Annotated in this window: 14 protein-coding genes and 2 pseudogenes; 11 read left to right on the forward strand and 5 right to left on the reverse strand. The window is 38.3% G+C overall.

Annotated features, from left to right (window positions below):
• Positions 1-28 precede the first annotated feature (28 nt).
• Both uvrB and HNQ69_RS01525 read left to right on the forward strand, forming a co-directional pair.
• Positions 29-2,305: an excinuclease ABC subunit UvrB gene (uvrB, locus tag HNQ69_RS01520; protein WP_183228336.1), complete on the forward strand. Its 2,277-nt coding sequence runs from the start codon at positions 29-31 to the stop codon at positions 2,303-2,305.
• 830 nt (positions 2,306-3,135) lie between these two features.
• Positions 3,136-3,849 (forward strand): BA14K family protein, encoded by a 714-nt coding sequence (locus tag HNQ69_RS01525; RefSeq protein ID WP_183228337.1) that lies wholly within the window; start codon positions 3,136-3,138, stop codon positions 3,847-3,849.
• A 64-nt stretch (positions 3,850-3,913) separates the two neighbouring features.
• On the opposite strand, the gene HNQ69_RS01530 is transcribed toward HNQ69_RS01525, so the two are convergent.
• Positions 3,914-4,564, reverse strand: a complete 651-nt coding sequence (locus tag HNQ69_RS01530) for an MBL fold metallo-hydrolase (protein WP_183228338.1) — start codon at positions 4,562-4,564, stop codon at positions 3,914-3,916.
• 146 nt (positions 4,565-4,710) lie between these two features.
• On the opposite strand from HNQ69_RS01530, the pseudogene HNQ69_RS01535 reads away from it, so the two are divergent.
• Together HNQ69_RS01535 and HNQ69_RS01540 are read left to right on the forward strand one after the other, a co-directional pair.
• Positions 4,711-5,414 (forward strand): annotated as a pseudogene (locus tag HNQ69_RS01535) (response regulator).
• Between the two features lie 51 nt (positions 5,415-5,465).
• Positions 5,466-6,772 (forward strand): annotated as a pseudogene (locus HNQ69_RS01540) (sensor histidine kinase).
• Between the two features lie 54 nt (positions 6,773-6,826).
• On the opposite strand, the gene HNQ69_RS01545 reads toward HNQ69_RS01540, so the two are convergent.
• Positions 6,827-7,327: a type III secretion system chaperone family protein gene (locus HNQ69_RS01545; protein ID WP_183228339.1), complete on the reverse strand. Its 501-nt coding sequence runs from the start codon at positions 7,325-7,327 to the stop codon at positions 6,827-6,829.
• Between the two features lie 380 nt (positions 7,328-7,707).
• Positions 7,708-7,965 carry an accessory factor UbiK family protein gene (locus tag HNQ69_RS01550; RefSeq protein WP_183228340.1) on the reverse strand — a complete coding sequence of 86 codons (258 nt, stop codon included), beginning with the start codon at positions 7,963-7,965 and terminating at the stop codon, positions 7,708-7,710.
• 263 nt (positions 7,966-8,228) lie between these two features.
• Between HNQ69_RS01550 and lgt the strand changes: the two genes are divergently transcribed.
• The 4 genes from lgt (at position 8,229) to HNQ69_RS01570 (ending at position 12,441) form a co-directional block, all read left to right on the forward strand.
• Positions 8,229-9,107 (forward strand): prolipoprotein diacylglyceryl transferase, encoded by an 879-nt coding sequence (gene lgt, locus HNQ69_RS01555; protein ID WP_183228341.1) that lies wholly within the window; start codon positions 8,229-8,231, stop codon positions 9,105-9,107.
• A complete protein-coding gene (locus HNQ69_RS01560) occupies positions 9,082-10,161 on the forward strand; it encodes a class I SAM-dependent methyltransferase (RefSeq protein ID WP_183228342.1) in 1,080 nt (359 codons plus the stop codon). The genes lgt and HNQ69_RS01560 overlap by 26 nt, the downstream gene beginning before the upstream one ends.
• A gap of 86 nt (positions 10,162-10,247) precedes the next feature.
• The gene (gene pgeF, locus HNQ69_RS01565) at positions 10,248-11,039 is read left to right on the forward strand and encodes a peptidoglycan editing factor PgeF (protein WP_183228343.1); all 792 of its coding nucleotides are present in this window, start codon (positions 10,248-10,250) and stop codon (positions 11,037-11,039) included.
• A 469-nt stretch (positions 11,040-11,508) separates the two neighbouring features.
• Entirely contained in the window at positions 11,509-12,441 is a 933-nt protein-coding gene (locus tag HNQ69_RS01570; RefSeq protein WP_183228344.1) for a ribose-phosphate pyrophosphokinase, read from the forward strand.
• Here HNQ69_RS01570 and HNQ69_RS01575 read toward each other — a convergent pair.
• Positions 12,438-13,937, reverse strand: coding sequence for a helicase HerA domain-containing protein (locus HNQ69_RS01575; RefSeq protein WP_183228418.1), 1,500 nt, complete (start codon positions 13,935-13,937; stop codon positions 12,438-12,440). The two genes, HNQ69_RS01570 and HNQ69_RS01575, sit on opposite strands and share 4 nt — an antisense overlap.
• 275 nt (positions 13,938-14,212) lie before the next feature.
• Between HNQ69_RS01575 and HNQ69_RS01580 the strand changes: the two genes are divergently transcribed.
• Together HNQ69_RS01580 and pth are read left to right on the forward strand one after the other, a co-directional pair.
• On the forward strand, positions 14,213-14,839 hold the full coding sequence (locus HNQ69_RS01580) for a 50S ribosomal protein L25/general stress protein Ctc (protein WP_183228345.1): 627 nt from the start codon (positions 14,213-14,215) through the stop codon (positions 14,837-14,839).
• Between the two features lie 77 nt (positions 14,840-14,916).
• Complete coding sequence (gene pth / locus HNQ69_RS01585; protein ID WP_183228346.1) at positions 14,917-15,495, forward strand: aminoacyl-tRNA hydrolase; 579 nt, start codon at positions 14,917-14,919, stop codon at positions 15,493-15,495.
• Positions 15,496-15,639: 144 nt separating this feature from the next.
• On the opposite strand, the gene HNQ69_RS01590 is transcribed toward pth, so the two are convergent.
• Positions 15,640-16,386: a L,D-transpeptidase family protein gene (locus tag HNQ69_RS01590; protein ID WP_183228347.1), complete on the reverse strand. Its 747-nt coding sequence runs from the start codon at positions 16,384-16,386 to the stop codon at positions 15,640-15,642.
• 259 nt (positions 16,387-16,645) lie between these two features.
• On the opposite strand from HNQ69_RS01590, the gene ychF reads away from it, so the two are divergent.
• Positions 16,646-17,749, forward strand: coding sequence for a redox-regulated ATPase YchF (gene ychF / locus HNQ69_RS01595; RefSeq protein ID WP_183228348.1), 1,104 nt, complete (start codon positions 16,646-16,648; stop codon positions 17,747-17,749).
• The last annotated feature ends 187 nt before the right edge of the window (positions 17,750-17,936 follow it).

A 17,936-nucleotide genomic window follows, 5' to 3' on the forward strand; every position in this document is an offset into this window, starting at 1 on the left:
GAGCATTTTTCTATCAAAGGATACAACAATGAAAAATGGTGTCACAGCAACAGTGGAAGCTCTTTCTGCATTGATTGCCTCAGGTAATCCTCTTTTTAAAAATGGTGCATTATGGACACCTCACCGCCCTGTACGCCCTGAAAAATCTGAAGGTGGTATTCCATTTCAGCTCGAAACTTCCTTTGAAGCTGCAGGAGATCAACCTCAAGCAATTAAAATTTTGGTTGAAGGAATTGAAAAGGATGAGCGTACGCAAGTGCTTTTGGGGGTTACCGGATCAGGCAAAACCTATACAATGGCCAAAATCATTGAAAAAACACAACGTCCAGCCCTCATTTTAGCACCGAATAAAACGTTAGCTGCACAACTTTACGGAGAATTTAAAAGTTTTTTCCCCCACAATGCCGTCGAATATTTTGTTTCTTATTATGACTATTATCAACCAGAAGCCTATGTTCCCCGCTCTGATACTTATATTGAAAAAGAATCCTCTATTAATGAACAAATTGATCGTATGCGCCATGCTGCAACACGCGCTGTCCTTGAACGTGATGACGTTATTATTGTTGCATCCGTGTCCTGTATCTACGGGATTGGCTCGGTAGAAACCTATACTGCAATGACCTTGCAAATAAAAAAAGGTGATAAACTCAATCAACGACAGTTCTTAGCGGATTTAGTTTCTCAACACTATTACCGACAAGACATTAATTTCGTTCGCGGTTCTTTTCGTGTCCGAGGAGACACAATCGAAATTTTCCCTGCCCATCTTGAAGACCGTGCCTGGCGTATTTCACTCTTTGGTAATGAAGTGGAAACAATAACTGAATTTGATCCTCTCACAGGAAAAAAAACAGGCGACCTTCAATCTATTAAAATTTATGCCAATTCACACTACGTCATACCACGACCAACTTTAAATCAAGCAATGAAAGCTATCAAAATGGAACTGGTTCAACGTCTCGATGAATTGAACGCAGCCGGACGACTTTTAGAAGCACAACGTTTAGAACAGCGTACAGTTTTTGATTTGGAAATGTTGGAAACAACTGGCTCATGCGCTGGCATCGAAAATTATTCACGTTACTTAACAGGACGAAAACCCGGTGAACCACCTCCAACATTGTTTGAATATATTCCAAACAATGCTCTTGTTTTTATCGATGAAAGCCATGTCACCATTCCTCAAATTGGTAGCATGTACCGCGGTGACTTTCGAAGAAAAGCGACCTTAGCAGAATATGGATTTCGTTTACCTTCCTGTATGGATAATCGTCCCTTACGTTTTGAAGAATGGGATGCTATGCGCCCCCAAACTATTGCTGTCTCCGCAACACCTGGACGCTGGGAAATAGAACAATCTCATGGTATTTTTGCTGAACAAATTATTCGCCCAACAGGGCTTGTTGATCCACAAACAGAAGTGCGTCCAGCCTCCAGTCAAGTCGATGATGTAGTAAATGAAATTCGTAAAACAATTCAAAAAGGCTACCGTACCTTAGTAACTGTCCTGACCAAACGTATGGCAGAAGATTTGACAGAATATCTCCATGAACAAGCTATTCGGGTACGCTATATGCATTCTGACATTGATACATTAGAACGTATTGAAATTCTTCGCGATCTACGGCTTGGTACTTTTGATGTCCTCATCGGCATCAATCTGCTCCGAGAAGGTTTGGATATTCCAGAATGTGGTTTTGTTGCCATTCTAGATGCAGACAAAGAAGGTTTTTTACGCTCCGAAACCTCACTTATCCAAACAATCGGACGTGCTGCACGAAATGTAGATGGTCGCGTTATTCTTTATGCCGATACAATGACTGGCTCTATAGAACGTGCCTTACAAGAAACCCAAAGACGTCGACAAAAACAGATAACCTACAATGAAGAACACCGTATCACACCGATGAGTATCAAAAAAAATATTGATGATATTCTCAATTCAGGGAAAGAAAATCACTACACTGCTACAAATATCCCTGATTGTATCACACAAAATAGTAGCGTGGGCAAAAATTTAGCAATCCATATCCAATATCTTGAAAAATCAATGCGTGAAGCAGCAACCGATCTTAATTTTGAAGAAGCAGCACGACTTCGTGATGAAATCAAACGGCTCCAGAAAATAGAACTAGAAATTGCAAACGATCCTTTCAAACCTCATAGTACACCGTCCATCCATGGGACTATGAAACAAGATCTTGATCAGGAAGATAAAATCATAAATACCAACGTTTTAAAGAATAAAAAGATCAAAAGGGGATTTTACACAAATACTCTTAATAAGACAACAAGAAAATAAATAAAATGATAAATAAATTGCTTAACGCTAATAAAAACATTCAAAATCAATTTTAACCTCTCTAAAGTCTTGATAAGATGATCTGTAAAAAAATCGACCCCCAAAATGAATATCTTACACTTCCATGATGCTCTAACTTAGTGAAAAAGCAACATAAGAAAGACATTATATTAAGAGAATACTTCTCATAATATTAAGAGAATACTTCTCATACTTTTCTTTTCAAAAATCTCACCTTGTTTGTATATTTATCAAAAACCAGAAGATTATAAAATGACTAAAAGCATTTCTAACCTCGAAACAAGTAAAAACCGAATAAAGCATATATTTTCCATATATCAAAAACTACCCACATCTAGTGATACAGAATATAAGCTTAATCTTTATACTCAGCTTCTTAAAGAGCAATAAAACAATACAAAAAATTATGAGTCATGCAAATAAAATTAAGGCTTTCTCATGACAATATAACTTTACGATAATAAGAGTTGTATCTTGTATTTACCATCCTATATTTTATATTCCAATTCTTATAAAATAAATGATTAATAAAAACATTTGATCTTACATCGAATTTTATTATCATAGCAAAGATCAGTAACTATCAATACGAGATTATTAATTAATATAAAAAGAGAATATATTATTTGGAACAATTTTTATTGCAGGTTTATTTTATAATTTTTATGACTTATAATTAACAAAATGGCTTTTAATTCGTTTTATCAAAATAAAGTCCAAAATCATTCAGGTTATATTCAGTTTTGCATGTATAGAATGTGAAAAAATACGAATTTACATAAATACGAATTTACATAAGGAGCATCACTATGAAAAAGGCAATCAAGGTAGCGGTCTTATCAGTAGCATCAATGGCAACTGTTCTGGTGCCACTAGGTACAACGCTTGCAGATACAAAATCTAATTATGGTGAAGATATTACCAAAACAATGGAGAATATGAAAAAGGAAATGGATAATATGATGAAAAAAACGAAAGCCAGTTTCCCTTCTCAAAATTTTAGCCTCCGTTCTGATGACTATAGCTCACGCTCTATTCTTAATAAACATCACCCTTATTATTCTTCTAATAATCACCGCTCCCGCCATGTCGACCATAAGAGACAGGAACAGAATCATTATCATGTTGAACGCAAGATATATCGCCATGTCGAACGCAAAACAACAACACACCGTCATATACATGAACACCATGTGAATCACAATAACTCAGGAGATACTTTAGCAGCGGGCATCATTGGCCTTGCTGCAGGTGCAGTTCTTGGCAATGTTTTAAAGCAACCAGAACAGCCACAAACAATCTATTGGGCTGTACCACAAAACCGAGTAGTCTATCAACAAGTTCCACAAAATCAGGTAATTTATGAAGTTCCGTCAACGACGACATCTCAACCACTCCAACAAGCATGGACTCGTAATTGGCTTCAATATTGCAAGAAAAAATACCGTTCATTCAATCCCAAAACAGGCACCTTTCAAGGTTATGACGGCTTAGCCCACTTTTGTTATGCTCCATTAAATTAACTTCTCTTACACTCGCTAAAGAAGTTTTAAACAACCGAAAAAACACTTTTAAGTGTTTTTTCGGCTATGCATTGAATTCTTGAAGAAAAGGATTCCACTGGCGCTCATAGCCTAAATGACTTCCTGGACCATGACCACAGATAAAACGAACGTCATCGCCTAAAGGCAAAATTTTTTCTCGAAGTGATTTCATTAATTCCTCATGAGAACAAAAGGGAAGATCTGTGCGTCCAATAGAACCACGAAAGAGTACATCACCCAATAAAGCAAAACGTTGTTTTTCGTTAAAATAAATGACATGGCCAGGAGAATGTCCTGGTGTATGAAAAACATTAAACACATGCCCAGCAAAATGGACGCTATCGCCATCTTCTAGCCATTGATCAGGAACACAAACATGTGCATCAAGTATGCCATAGCTTTTTGCACTTTGGCACACAGTATCCATGACAGGCTTATCATTGCAATGTGAACCAATAATTTTAACACCAAGAGCTTCTTTAGCTTGCATCGCTGCTCCCACATGATCAAAATGACCATGTGTTATCCAAATAGCTTCAACGATAACACCCATCTTTTTGATTTCTTCTTGAACACGAAGCCAATCACCGCCCGGATCAACTAAAACGCCCACTTTTTGTTCATTATCAAAAAGCAAAGTGCAATTTTGTTGAAAAGGTGTAACTGGAATAATATGTGTATTAAAATGGCTCATTATATCCTTTTCAAAAGTAAAATTTTTACGCTTATTAAAGACAATTTCCTTTTTCTTTATAGAATAAAATAGCCTGCTCGACAGCTTTATGCAACTTATGTGCACTTGATTTTATAAAAACTAAATTTTTGGCATGATTTTGAAGAATGATCGATCATATTCAAGTTTTGTGTAACGATGCACCTCATCCTCTTATGATCGATTATGATACCCGTATTCGCAACCTTTTATTTCAATTCCTCATTAAAATAGATTTCGTGTTTCAGTTTCAGCGAATGCTGGTGAAGCACGGCGGCAGCTCATAAGCTTAAATTTTGATCGTCTTCTAATTGATATCATGGTGCCTGGAGAAAATAACATTGATCTCACCACCTCACTTCGTCAAATAAAGGACGTCTCCATTCTCATGCTCACAGCTCTATAAGAAACAGACAATTGCATCGGTGGTTTAAAAACAGGCGCTGATGCCTATCTTGCTAAACCATTTGACCCCTCGCGAGCTTCTCCTTCGCATCAACGCCATTTTACAACGTGATTTTCCACTCAACCAACCTAAATAGAGCAAATCGTTTTTGTCCCCTATATCTTTTCTATTGCCCGGCGTGAAATCAAAAAAGGGAGAGAGATTATTAAATTGAAAGATAAAGAGCAAAAAATGATGGTTATTTTTGCCGGAAATGCAGATAATATCATTATACGTTTATAAATTTGCAATAGATGATCAAAATATCGGTGAACGTACTATTGATGTACAGATCAATCACCTTCGCCGTAAGATCGAAAAAATCCAGCATTCCCTACATGGCTCCAAACCGTGCAAAGAATAGGTTATAAATTCTCCATTGAATAAACATACCATGCTCAAATTCCTAAAAAATTTATCCGATGACCGACAAAGAAAATGCCTAAACGGTTTTATGCCTGCTCTTTGATCATTATTCTGCTCCTATAGTCATCCTACAAAGAGTGATTGCTTACGTTTTTATGGAACGCCACTGACAAATGGTGACCAAATGTCTTTCTTTCAACCGCTTTTGTCCATGATATTTCAGCCATTATTTCAGCCATTATTGATATTATTGAAACATATCCGCAATAAGATAACTATGAAGATATCAAGCGTATTGCACAACAACGTATGTGATTAAACATTACTCTTCTGCCTCCTGCCTCTCTTCCTCCTCAAAAGACTAAACCATTTTTTGCAATGCTTGATTATTTTCTAAAGGAAGAAATCACCCGCCAAATTAACCGTCCCTTCTAGATTGATACAGTAGAGAATTCCGATCTTGTCGAAATCCGCATCCACCTTGGTCACAATATCTTGCGCGTCTTTACACTGCGCAGTCAAGCCTATGCTTCCAATACCAGTATTTTTTTAAGCCGGATGGTAGGAACAGCTCTTGTCTTATTGCTGATAGCGATTTACTTCTTGTGTAACCAAATCAAACCAATTCAACAATTGGCTAAAGCAGCAGAAAGTTTTGGACGCGGTCGTCTGTTACCAACAGGATTTCAACCATAAGGAGCTGATGAAGTCCGTCGTGCTGGCATCGTTTTTTACGCATGCGTGAACATATGGAACGCTAAATCGAACAACGTACCATGATGCTCTCAGACGTAAGCCATGATTTAAGAACCATTTTTACCCGCTTTAAACTACAGCTATCATTAGCAAATACTGACTTTGATATGAAACCCCTTGAGCAAAATGGGAGCGACACGCAAAATATGTTAGAAGGCTATCTGACTTTTGCCCGTGGCAAAGAAAATGAAAATGTTAAAATCTTTGATTTAAATACCCTTATGCAAAAATTCTCTGCCGATGCTCATCTTCACAAACATCAATTTTCTTATACCATTGAAGATCTTAAAGAAATACAGGCATGCTCACATGCCTTTACTCGTCTGCTCAGCAATTTTGTATCAAACGCATTTTGTTACGCTAATACTGTTAAACTCACAGCCACATATCAACAAAAATCTCTGATAATGACTATTGACGATGATGGACCCGGTATTCATAAAAATATGCGTACAGAAGTCTTTAAACCGTTCTTTAGACTTGATAAAGCACGAAATCAAGATGCAAGTAGAACAGGACTTAGCCTCTCTATTGCCCAAGACATAGCGCATAGCCATAGAGGCAATATTCAATTAGACGATAGCCCTCTACAGGAGCGTGCTATTATTGATATCCCCCTATGAGCAATATTTCACAAATCATTTATAAGAAAAAAATCACTCAATAAACTTGATGTTTTAGGCATTCCCCACGGTTTCAAACAAAGTATATTGTAGAGCCTTGCAAGCGCTTTCCCCACACCAAGCAACCATCTGAAATGCAACATAATGGCTTTCACAGACTTTAAGCGCGTGTATTAACAATGTTTCAACTTGTATATGAGATGGATGCACCCCACCTGCCAGAAGCAGCCCCTGTCGGTAAATAACCGAATGATTCCCTTGCCAGTAATCAAAATGTCCCAGCAATAATTTTTCATTAATTGCCAGCAATAAGCGATGCATTTCTGGCGTTCGAGCATTTTCAATAGAAAGATCAAATGCACAAGCTAAATGAAGGGCCTCCTGCTCTTCCATCCATGAAAAAGCAAGGCGATAATCCGCCCGTTTTCCCTTTACACAAACACTAATTTCATCTTGTGCATCCCGCTCAAACGACCAATCATATTTACAAGCAATCTGTTCGATAAAGTCAACAGGATGCTCTTCTCTTTCTGTGGCGCAAAATGCAAGCCTCATCATAATCCTCAATCATATTAAAAATTGTCAACAGAAAATAAACTGCCTAAACTGTAACAACATTTTGCTACAATCAAAGCATTTACACCAAACAAATACACATTAAAAACACAGACAGTACTCAGTACCCGAAACCCAATAATACCTCCTCCAGCAGCTTGATAACAATAAAACGAATCATCAAGCTTTTTCAGTGTATTGATACAATTTCATAGTACTAGCCCCCTGATTCAAAAAAAGTGTCTTTTTATAAAAAACAAATCAAAAATAAATGGACAATCTGCTCTAACAGACTCAGGATTAAGCATTTTTTAGTTTCAAGCATCATCTTGAAAAATTGGGGATATTTTTTTAAATTTTCTTTCTTTATAGAAATTATTTCACTTTTTTTGTGTCTGCGTTTTTTCCAAATTATCGAGGCGCATTTTCAAATCAGCATTATCGGCATGTGCTTTTAATATCATATCTTTAAACGTTTCAAATTCTTCACGTGAAACAAGATCAAGTTTATTAGCGATTTTTTCAGCCTGCAAACGAAAAGCTGTTCCGGCTTCACGTCGTATACCTTGTGCAACATCGGCAGCATCTGTTGCTAATTTTGCCAATTCATCAAGAATACGATTTGATCCATTACGCATGATGTTTTTCCTTAAGTTTTAATTATTGACACACGCATTATAGCGCATTTTCATAACATTTAGATACTGTATTTGTTCCTTTTATCCTATAGATTTTATGTTACCCTAAAGATATTTTATTTTAAGTCTTTTTACACTCTTTTTGCCATCATAAAGTTTTAGAATGAGAGTTCAGTGAAAACCTATCAATCTCCTGACTTGACCATTGTGCATTCATCTGCCATTCCTGCCCATCATATAACCATAATGTAAAAGCTTAACTCATGAACAATCTTTCCTGCCCAACCATTGCTTTTCCATCTTTTCTTGATCCCATAATTGTCCGTTTAGGCCCCCTATCTCTCCATTGGTACGGACTTGGTTACGTAGTGGGCATTCTTTTTGCCTGGTGGTATGCACAAAAATTACTAGACAAACGGTCTCTATGGTATGCGAATCATCCTCCTATGGATAAGAAAAAGATAGGGGACTTTGTTGTTTGGTCTGCCATCAGCATCGTTGCTGGTGGTCGCTTAGGGCAAGTGCTTGTATGGGATCCCATTTATTATTTTAGCCACCCCGGTGCTATCATCGCGGTATGGGATGGAGGGATGTCCTTTCATGGTGGTCTCATTGGCATTACCATTGCAATGATTTGGTTTGCCCGTAAAACCAACATCAACATACGGGCAATGTTTGATATAATTGCTGCAGGTGCTCCTATTGGCATCGGCATTGTACGAATCTGCAACTTTATTAACCAAGAATTATGGGGCAATATTACAACACACCCTTGGGCTGTTTGTTTTCCCCTAGATCCCCATTATCTACCACGCCATCCAAGTCAACTTTACGAAGCCTTCATGGAAGGGTTTCTCCTCTTTATCATCTTGTCCGTCATTATTTTTGCTTTCAAAGCATTAAAACGCCCTGGCGCTGTAGCAGGAACATTTATTATAGGCTATGCAATAGCACGGAGCATTTCAGAAGTTTACCGTGCTCCTCAAGAAGATCCAGAATGGTTTTCTATCCTTTTTCATTCTACTGGATTTACCTATGGCATGGCTCTATCCCTCCCTATGTTTCTTTTGGGTTTTTATCTCCTTCTCCAAGCTTTCAAACACAAATCTATAGAAAATGGCTTCCCTCAAAGAAAAAATTAAAGAAATTATTGCCCGCAATGGCCCAATCACGGTAAGCCAATATATGACATTGGCACTCACAGATCCCCAATTTGGTTATTATCAAACACAAACACCTTTTGGGCGTACTGGTGATTTCATTACCGCCCCTGAAATAAGCCAATTATTTGGAGAGATGATTGGAATTTGGATCCTTGCAAATTGGAAAGCCCATAGTTGTCCTCATTCTTTCATTCTCGCTGAAATAGGTCCCGGACGCGGAACTCTCATGGATGATACTTTGCGTACCATTCAAAAATTATCCACAACAGCATTTAATGCTGCTGAAGTTTTTCTCATTGAAATAAGTAAAAACCTCGCAGAAGAACAAAAAAAACGTCTTTCCTCTTATGAAAAAAAAATCCATAGCATTGAAAGTTTTGATCAAATCCCACCAAAACCTCTTCTCTTAATAGCCAATGAGTTCTTCGATACACTCCCTATCAACCAGTATATTAAAATCAAGGGAGAATGGAGAGAACGCCGCATTACAATCGATCAAAATGGAAACTTCATCTTTATTGCTGATCCGTCTAAGCTTCCTTCTTCTTTCTTACAATTTCACAATTCTGAAATCCCTGATGGAACAATTTTTGAACATGCACCCTTACGGCATCAATTCATGCGACAAATCAGCAACCACTTAGTACAAGTAAAAGGTTCTGCTTTGCTTATTGATTATGGTGCTTCTGATCTTGCTTTTGGCGATACACTGCAAGCACTTTCAAAACATAAATTCCGCGATATTTTTGATGCTCCAGGTGAACATGATTTAACATCACATGTTGGCTTTTTCTTTTTAAAAAAAATAGCTCTAGAGCAAGGCTGTTTTACTCAAATTCTAGAACAAGGAGATTTTCTTTTAAAAATGGGTCTTCTGGAACGCGCAAAACAGCTTGGAGCGGGTAAAAGCGCCACCCTGCAAAACAATATTCGTCAAGATATTGAAAGATTAGCCGGTCCAGATCAAATGGGAAAATTGTTTAAAGTCTTGCATATGAGCGATAAAAATATATCACTCCCTCCTAGATTCTAATGACAAACAATAATGTTCCATTAACAAATACTTGTAATCTCACTTACCCCATTTTTATTTAAACAACTATCATATAAGGAGGTTTTATGAAGACTATCCCTGATCCCATCCTTGCGAAAGATCTTTCTGCTTTACACACGCATAGGATACAACATGGTTTTTTTACACGTCACGGAGGTGTTTCAAAAAGCCTTTACCAAAGCCTTAAGGTAGGACAAAGTTCAAATGATCAGTCTGAACATATTATACAAAATCGCATTTTGATCGCCGATCATTTTGGTGCTAAAGTGCAAAATTTAGTCACTGTCACTCAAGTACATTCTTGTGAAGTTGTCTTAGTTAACAAAGCTTTTATTGATGAGCCTCCCAAAGCTGATGCTCTGGTTACCACCACACAAGGGCTTATAATCGGCATTCTTACAGCAGATTGTGGACCTATTTTATTTGCTGATCCACAAGCAGGTGTCATCGCCGCAGCACATGCTGGTTGGCGAGGGAGCTTAAATGGAATAGTAGAAAAAACAATTTCTGTCATGGAAAAGCAGGGGGCAAAAAGACAATCAATAACAGCGGTTCTTGGACCTTGTATTGGCCCTTGCCACTACCAAGTAACTGATGAATTTTACAATCAATTTATCGATTGCGATAAAAAATTTCAAAAATATTTTTTAAAAACAGATAAATTAAACCATTTTCGCTTTAACCTCTGGACATTCATTACGGATCAACTCAAAGAAGCGGGAGTTAATGCTTCCTGTGTTGAGCTTTGTACTTACCAAAATGAACAGCGCTTTTTCTCCTATCGCCGTGCAATACACCGCAACGAACCTGATTACGGACGACAGATTTCTGCCATTATGCTGAAAAATAAAAGATGAGCCCCTTTTGTCATTTAGAATAATATCAAAACTGCAAAACAAAAAATTTTTATCTCAATGACACGGTAACCCCTTTTAATATTGTACTTTTTACCAAAAAACGTTTTAACACACAACGTATAAAGAATTTAGCACGTATTATTTCTAATATTTAGTTTTGACGGCTAACACGACAAATTGCTTTAACATAGCTTCCTTTCATTTTATACGTAAAATATTACGCATACTGAAACCGTTCTTTTATAAAGTTTAAAAGAAAAAAGCTTAAGCAGCATGTATTTCTTTGCCTCATGGTCAAGAAAATCTACTCTAAAAATAATAAAATTTTGGAAAAAGAAAAAACAAAACAGATACCTCTTTAACAATGATAGATAAAATTGTAATGCTTTTGTAATTGTTTCCTTGCAATCTGCTAACAAGCAGTTAAAAACGGTACTATATTCTACGGTAACTACTCAGAGGTCCTATTATGAAGCTTTTTTGTGGCAATTCTAATCCACGCCTTGCTGAAGATGTTACAAATTATTTAAGTATTCCCTTAGGCAAAGCAACTGTAAAACGCTTTGCTGATCAAGAAATTTTCGTAGAATTACATGAAAATGTACGCGGGCAAGATGTGTTTGTTTTGCAATCTACATCCTATCCCGCAAACGATCACTTGATGGAATTGCTCATCATGATTGATGCTCTTCGCCGCTCTTCAGCGCGTCGTATCACAGCTGTTATACCCTATTTTGGTTACGCACGCCAAGACCGTAAACCCGGACCACGTACCCCCATTTCCGCAAAACTTGTTGCCAACCTGATTACTGAAGCAGGAGCACATCGCGTTTTAACATTGGATCTTCATGCAGGACAAATTCAAGGTTTCTTCGATATTCCAACGGATAATCTTTATGCTGTTCCAGTTATTTCTTGGGATGTCAAAATGCACTACTCCCTTGAAAATGTTATTGTTGTTTCACCCGATGTTGGTGGTGTGGTACGCGCACGCTCACTTGCCAAGCGCTTGAACAGTTTGCTAGCTATAGTTGATAAACGTCGCGAACGTCCCGGTGAATCAGAAGTTATGAATATCATTGGAGATGTCGCTGGAAAAGATTGTCTTTTGCTCGATGATATTGTTGATTCAGGTGGAACATTATGCAATGCAGCAAGGGCTCTACTAAAACACGGTGCTAATAGTGTCACAGCTTACATTACACATGGTGTTCTTTCTGGAAATGCTATCGAACGCATTACCAATTCAGAAATGAAAGAATTGGTTATTACGGATTCAATTATGCCAACGGAAGCAATTAAAAAAGCACATAATATTCGCGTTTTACCAGTTGCCGACCTCATTGGAGAGGCAATTGCAAGAACAGCGGCGGAGCAATCTGTCTCAAGCTTATTTGGCTAAACTGGTTCCTTGGGATCTCCTGGTGCTGTTTCTATCCCAAGATCAGGGAAAGCTATAATGCGTTGACCACTAAAATGTGTATGAATAAGGATAAGGCCACGTTCTTCAAAGTAAGTCAAAAGTCGGCGTGCACGACTTAAAGAATAGGTTCCATAAAGACGTGCTAAAAATGCGTCTGACGGACATGGTTTTCCATTCAAAGCAGCCTGTGCCACATTCAAAAAAACACCTTGGACATCATCTTCCAGACTTTCGGATATATGTAAAATGCGTTTCCAACTTTCACCCACAGCGGTTTCTTCGTCAACACAAGCCTGAGCGATAGCCAATTTACGCCGAAATTGTGAAAGACTTAAAAAATCTCCAGAGTGACCATGGATACGGCAACGAACCAAGAAATCTTGATAAAGCACTGCTGTTGAACGATAAAAAGCGTCAGGATCATCAAGAATTTCACGAATAACACGTTCTACCTGGATATCACGATCAACAACAGAAAGTTCAGGAAATAAGCTTGGCTCTTCTTCCAACAACCCTTGTTTTTTATGCATTGCCTCTTCCAACATCTCATGAATTGACTTTTCTCTCACCGGCTCCCGTGATTGCTTAAATGGAATTAAAATTTCCTCCGGTGAAGCAGTAAAAACAAGTTCTTTTACATCAGCCCGCTCTGTTGGAAGTGGCATTAATTTTGGACTAGAAGAACGTGCCAATGTTTCAACAGCACCAATGATGATGGGTAAAGGGCGTCGTGATAAAGCAGGTCCTAAAGCTATAAAATGTCCCCGCTCAAGATCTCTAAACATTTCCGCTTGGCGACGCTCCATTCCCAAAAGATCAGCAGCACGCACCATATCAATATCTAAGAAAGTTCGTCCTATTAAAAAATTTGATGCTTCAGCAGCTACATTTTTGGCAAGTTTAGCCAAACGCTGTGTAGCAATGACACCTGCAAGACCACGTTTGCGCCCTCGACACATAAGATTAGTCATCGCACTCAGTGAAATTTTACGTGCTTCATCAGAAACTTCCCCTGCTGCAGCTGGAGCAAACAATTGCGCTTCATCAACAACAACAAGCATGGGATACCAATAATCACGTTCTACATCAAACAATGCACCAAGAAAAGCACCCACAGCGCGCATCTGTTGTTCAGTATCCAACCCCTCAAGGTTAAATACCACCGAAACCCGATGTTGACGAATGCGATGAGCAATACGCGTTAATTCTAGTTCGCTGCGTTGAGCCTCAACAACAACATGACCGAATTTATCGGCCAAAGTTACAAAATCACCCTCCGGATCAATCACACAATGTTGCACCCATGAAGAACTTTGTTCAAGAAGACGGCGAAGAAGATGTGATTTTCCTGAACCAGAATTTCCTTGCACAAGAAGACGTGTCGCCAATAATTCTTCAAGATCAACGAATGCTGGCGTCGACTCATACAAAGCTCTACATTCTGCCATCTCACCCAAGGCGATCTCAACCTTCATAACATCTCCAATATTTGATTTTGAATTATCAGACTTTTTCGCCACCTGAACCATTCTTGTAACATTTCCTCTTTCCCAACGATAGAAATCATGGATTTTTCCCACAACTCTTGCATCTGAGAATGGTTTGAATTATAGAAAAGGCTTCTGTGTAGACACCCTTGGAGGCAACGCAGAATGGAGCAATCACTACTTGATAGTGTATATCTTCATATTCATACAAAAACTGTTATGGGTTTTTGATGGATCTCCAATCATGTAAAAGGACTTAAATTATGAGCAAAAGCTATACTCTTAAGGCCGAAATACGCGAACGGGTTGGTAAGGGGTCCTCCCGTGAACTTCGTCGCAACGGTCTTATTCCTGCTGTCATTTATGGTGAAAAACAACCACCTTTGGCAATTACAGTTCCCTATAAAGACATTTTCTATAAAATTCACGCTGGTGGCTTCCGTACGACCATTGCAACAATTGCAATTGGCAAACAAAAAATTATGGTTTTGCCAAAAGATTACCAATTAGATCCCGTGCGTGACTTTCCCTTACATATAGATTTTCTGCGTATTTCAGCAAAATCCGTTGTAGAAGTAAATATCCCCGTACACTTCCTGAATGAAGATTCAGCTCCTGGACTTAAAAAGGGAGGTGTTCTCAATATTGTTCGCCACGAAATTGAATGTACCGCTCCAGCAAATGCTATCCCTGAAGCAATTGAAATTGATCTCTCCAGCTACTCTATTGGTGATTCTATTCATATTTCAGCCGTACAACTGCCAAAAGATGTTACTCCAGTCATTCAAGATCGGGACTTTACCATCGCAACCATTGCAGCTCCTGCTGGCATGGGTATTAGTGATGAAACTTCCGAACAAGAAGATGACAAAAATAGCGAAAAAGGTTAGTAAATTTTAGCAGGCGGGAAAGTTTCCCGCCTTAACATAAGTATTGACTAACCCCTCATACTTTACTGAAGGCGCGCATGTGGCTTATTGCTGGTCTTGGCAATCCTGGTTCACAATACCAGAATAATCGCCATAATATTGGATTTATGGCTGTTGACGCTATTTATCAGTCCTTCTCTTTTTCTCCATGGTCGAAAAAATTTCAAGCCGAAATCTCCAATGGTCTTATAAATGGTGAAAAAACTCTTCTTATAAAACCGCAAACTTTCATGAATCTTTCCGGCCAAGCCATTGGTGAAACCTTACGATTTTATAAATTAGATTTGAGAAATTTGATTATTATTTATGATGAGTTAGACTTACCACCGGGCAAAGTACGTGTAAAAATTGGTGGAGGACATAATGGACATAATGGTGTAAAATCTATTGATGCCCATTGCGGCACAGAATACTGCCGTATACGTCTAGGAATCGGACATCCTGGATCTAAAGAATTTGTTCATCAGCATGTTTTAGGAAACTTTACAAAATCCGACCAAGAGTGGTTACCTGCTCTCTTAGACGCAATTGCAAAAAACATTGCTCTCCTCATAAAAAATGACAAATGTCTCTTTATGAATAAAGTCTCACAGGCAACAAAAAACAAAGCTCTATGATAAAAACGCATTTCTCTAGAACACACAAAAAATCAACACGACATGCTGTAATTCTTGTACATAATACTCTCTTTTGAGAGAAGAATTTTAAGCAGAAAGCTTCCCAATATTAAATGAAGTTAGCCACACTCATCCTCCTTTGAATTAGAAAGGTTCATTTGGATTAATCGTTGACTGGAGCGGATCATAAATATTTTCTTGTTGATTGAAAACTCTAGGTGTTGCACTCTTATCATTTTGCAAGACAACCACACGCGAACCAATGGGAACACGATCATAAAGATCAATGATATCTTGATTGAGCAAACGAATACATCCGCTTGAAATAGCATAGCCAATCGACCACGATTCATGTGAACCATGAATCCGGAAAAGTGTGTCCTGTCCATTTTTAAAAAGATAAAGTGCTCGTGCTCCCAATGGATTATCAGGCCCTGGAGGCATTCCTTTTCCCAAATGTCCATAACGTTCTGGTTCCCGTGCCATCATTGCTGCCGTGGGAACCCAACTTGGCCATCGGCGCTTGCGTTGTACAACCCCCTCACCTTCAAATGCTAACCCTTCCTTACCAACTCCAATACCGTAACGCAAAGCTTGTCCATTTTCACCAATAAGGTAAAGAAAACATTCCTGCGTATCTATCACCAATGTTCCAGGTGGATAAGATGTATAATAAATTACCTTTTGACGCCAAAATTTTGGCTCAATTGTTGTAAGATCAACAGCAGGCAAGAAATAAGGCTCATTCATTACAGGACCATATAAGGCCTGTATTTCTGAGGGAACGTACCGGGCTTGTTGAGAAGGACCAAACGACATGCCCGACTGACGCGTAGCACATCCAACCAAAGCTAAAGGTGCTGCAATTAAAAAAGCACGACGAGATAACACTCTTATATTTTCTCCGATTAATTCTTTATGTAAGCTTGCATACTATGAAAAACTTAGCGCACTGTTAACGCTAATTTAAAATTCCCTTACCATTACGATGAAGATTTTTAAATATAACTAAAAAAAGGAAACCATTTCCAAAAACATAGACTTTTTTCTTACTGAGAGCAACAGGAGACTATAACTCTCCGCAAAATATGCTATAAAAACGCTAAAGAAGCTTTATCTCGACTATAAATCAATAGAAAAGAAGACACTCATGGGTTTTAAATGTGGTATCGTTGGTCTCCCTAATGTCGGTAAATCAACCCTTTTTAATGCATTAACAAAAACAGCTACAGCACAAGCTGCCAATTATCCTTTTTGTACAATTGAACCCAATACCGGCGAAGTCGCTGTTCCAGATTTGCGAATGGAAAAAATTGCATCTATCGCTGGTTCAAAAGAAATCATTCCTACACGCATCAGTTTTGTTGATATTGCCGGACTTGTACGTGGTGCTTCAAAAGGCGAAGGTTTAGGCAATAAGTTTTTAGCTAACATCCGTGAAGTCGATGCCATTATTCACGTTTTACGCTGTTTTCAAGATGAAGATATCACCCATGTAGAAGGACGCATTGATCCTGTCTCTGATGCCACAACTGTTGAAACGGAGCTTATGCTTGCAGATCTTGAAAGTCTTGAGCGACGAATCGTACAAACTCGTAAACGTGCAACCGGAAAAGATAAAGAAGCTCTAGAAACTCTTCCCATTATGGAAGCCGCATTAAATTTATTACAGAAAGGAAGTCCCGTCCGGTTATTACTCAAAGATATCTCTTCTGATGAACGCTGCGTCCTTGAGAGTTTGAATCTTTTAACTTCCAAACCCGTACTTTACGTCTGCAATGTAAACGAAAATGATGCTGCTCATGGAAATAGCTTTACCCAAACAGTTGAAAAAATGGCAACAGAGCAAAACACTCAAAGCATTATCATTTCTGCTTCCATTGAAGCTGAAATCATCCAGCTTAATGATGCAGAAGCCTCAGAATATCTTCATGCCTTAGAACTCTTTGAACCGAGTCTTAATCGTCTCATTCGCGCTGGCTACTCTTTGCTTGATCTCATTACCTATTTCACCTGTGGCCCTAAAGAAACACGCGCATGGACAATTACACGTGGCACGAAAGCTCCTCAAGCAGCCGGTATTATCCACTCAGATTTTGAACGTGGCTTTATCCGTGCTCAAACCATCAGCTATGACGATTATATTGCTCTAGGTGGAGAAAGTAGTGCAAAAGAAGCGGGAAAAGCCCGTGATGAAGGGAAAGAATACATTGTACAAGATGGTGATATCATGTTGTTTAAGCATAATACCTAATATCCAATTCATTTCCACATCTTATCCCTTTTGAAATAATCTCTTTATTTATTAATCTTTTTAAAGCTGAGAGATCTTTAGATAAATATAAGAGATATTATTTTCATCCCCTATACTATACTAAAGATCAAGTCTTCTCTGTGAAGTATTGTTTTAGCTACACTCGACATCCAAAATGTTTTCACTT

The organism is Bartonella callosciuri, assembly GCF_014203215.1.
GTDB lineage: Bacteria > Pseudomonadota > Alphaproteobacteria > Rhizobiales > Rhizobiaceae > Bartonella > Bartonella callosciuri.

Coding starts and splice junctions, on each gene's coding strand:
- uvrB (WP_183228336.1), top strand. CDS start 29: ATGAAAAATGGTGTCACAGCAACAGTGGAAGCTCTTTCTGCATTGATT.
- HNQ69_RS01525 (WP_183228337.1), top strand. CDS start 3,136: ATGAAAAAGGCAATCAAGGTAGCGGTCTTATCAGTAGCATCAATGGCA.
- HNQ69_RS01530 (WP_183228338.1), bottom strand. CDS start 4,564: ATGAGCCATTTTAATACACATATTATTCCAGTTACACCTTTTCAACAA.
- HNQ69_RS01545 (WP_183228339.1), bottom strand. CDS start 7,327: ATGAGGCTTGCATTTTGCGCCACAGAAAGAGAAGAGCATCCTGTTGAC.
- HNQ69_RS01550 (WP_183228340.1), bottom strand. CDS start 7,965: ATGCGTAATGGATCAAATCGTATTCTTGATGAATTGGCAAAATTAGCA.
- lgt (WP_183228341.1), top strand. CDS start 8,229: ATGAACAATCTTTCCTGCCCAACCATTGCTTTTCCATCTTTTCTTGAT.
- HNQ69_RS01560 (WP_183228342.1), top strand. CDS start 9,082: ATGGCTTCCCTCAAAGAAAAAATTAAAGAAATTATTGCCCGCAATGGC.
- pgeF (WP_183228343.1), top strand. CDS start 10,248: ATGAAGACTATCCCTGATCCCATCCTTGCGAAAGATCTTTCTGCTTTA.
- HNQ69_RS01570 (WP_183228344.1), top strand. CDS start 11,509: ATGAAGCTTTTTTGTGGCAATTCTAATCCACGCCTTGCTGAAGATGTT.
- HNQ69_RS01575 (WP_183228418.1), bottom strand. CDS start 13,937: ATGAAGGTTGAGATCGCCTTGGGTGAGATGGCAGAATGTAGAGCTTTG.
- HNQ69_RS01580 (WP_183228345.1), top strand. CDS start 14,213: ATGAGCAAAAGCTATACTCTTAAGGCCGAAATACGCGAACGGGTTGGT.
- pth (WP_183228346.1), top strand. CDS start 14,917: ATGTGGCTTATTGCTGGTCTTGGCAATCCTGGTTCACAATACCAGAAT.
- ychF (WP_183228348.1), top strand. CDS start 16,646: ATGGGTTTTAAATGTGGTATCGTTGGTCTCCCTAATGTCGGTAAATCA.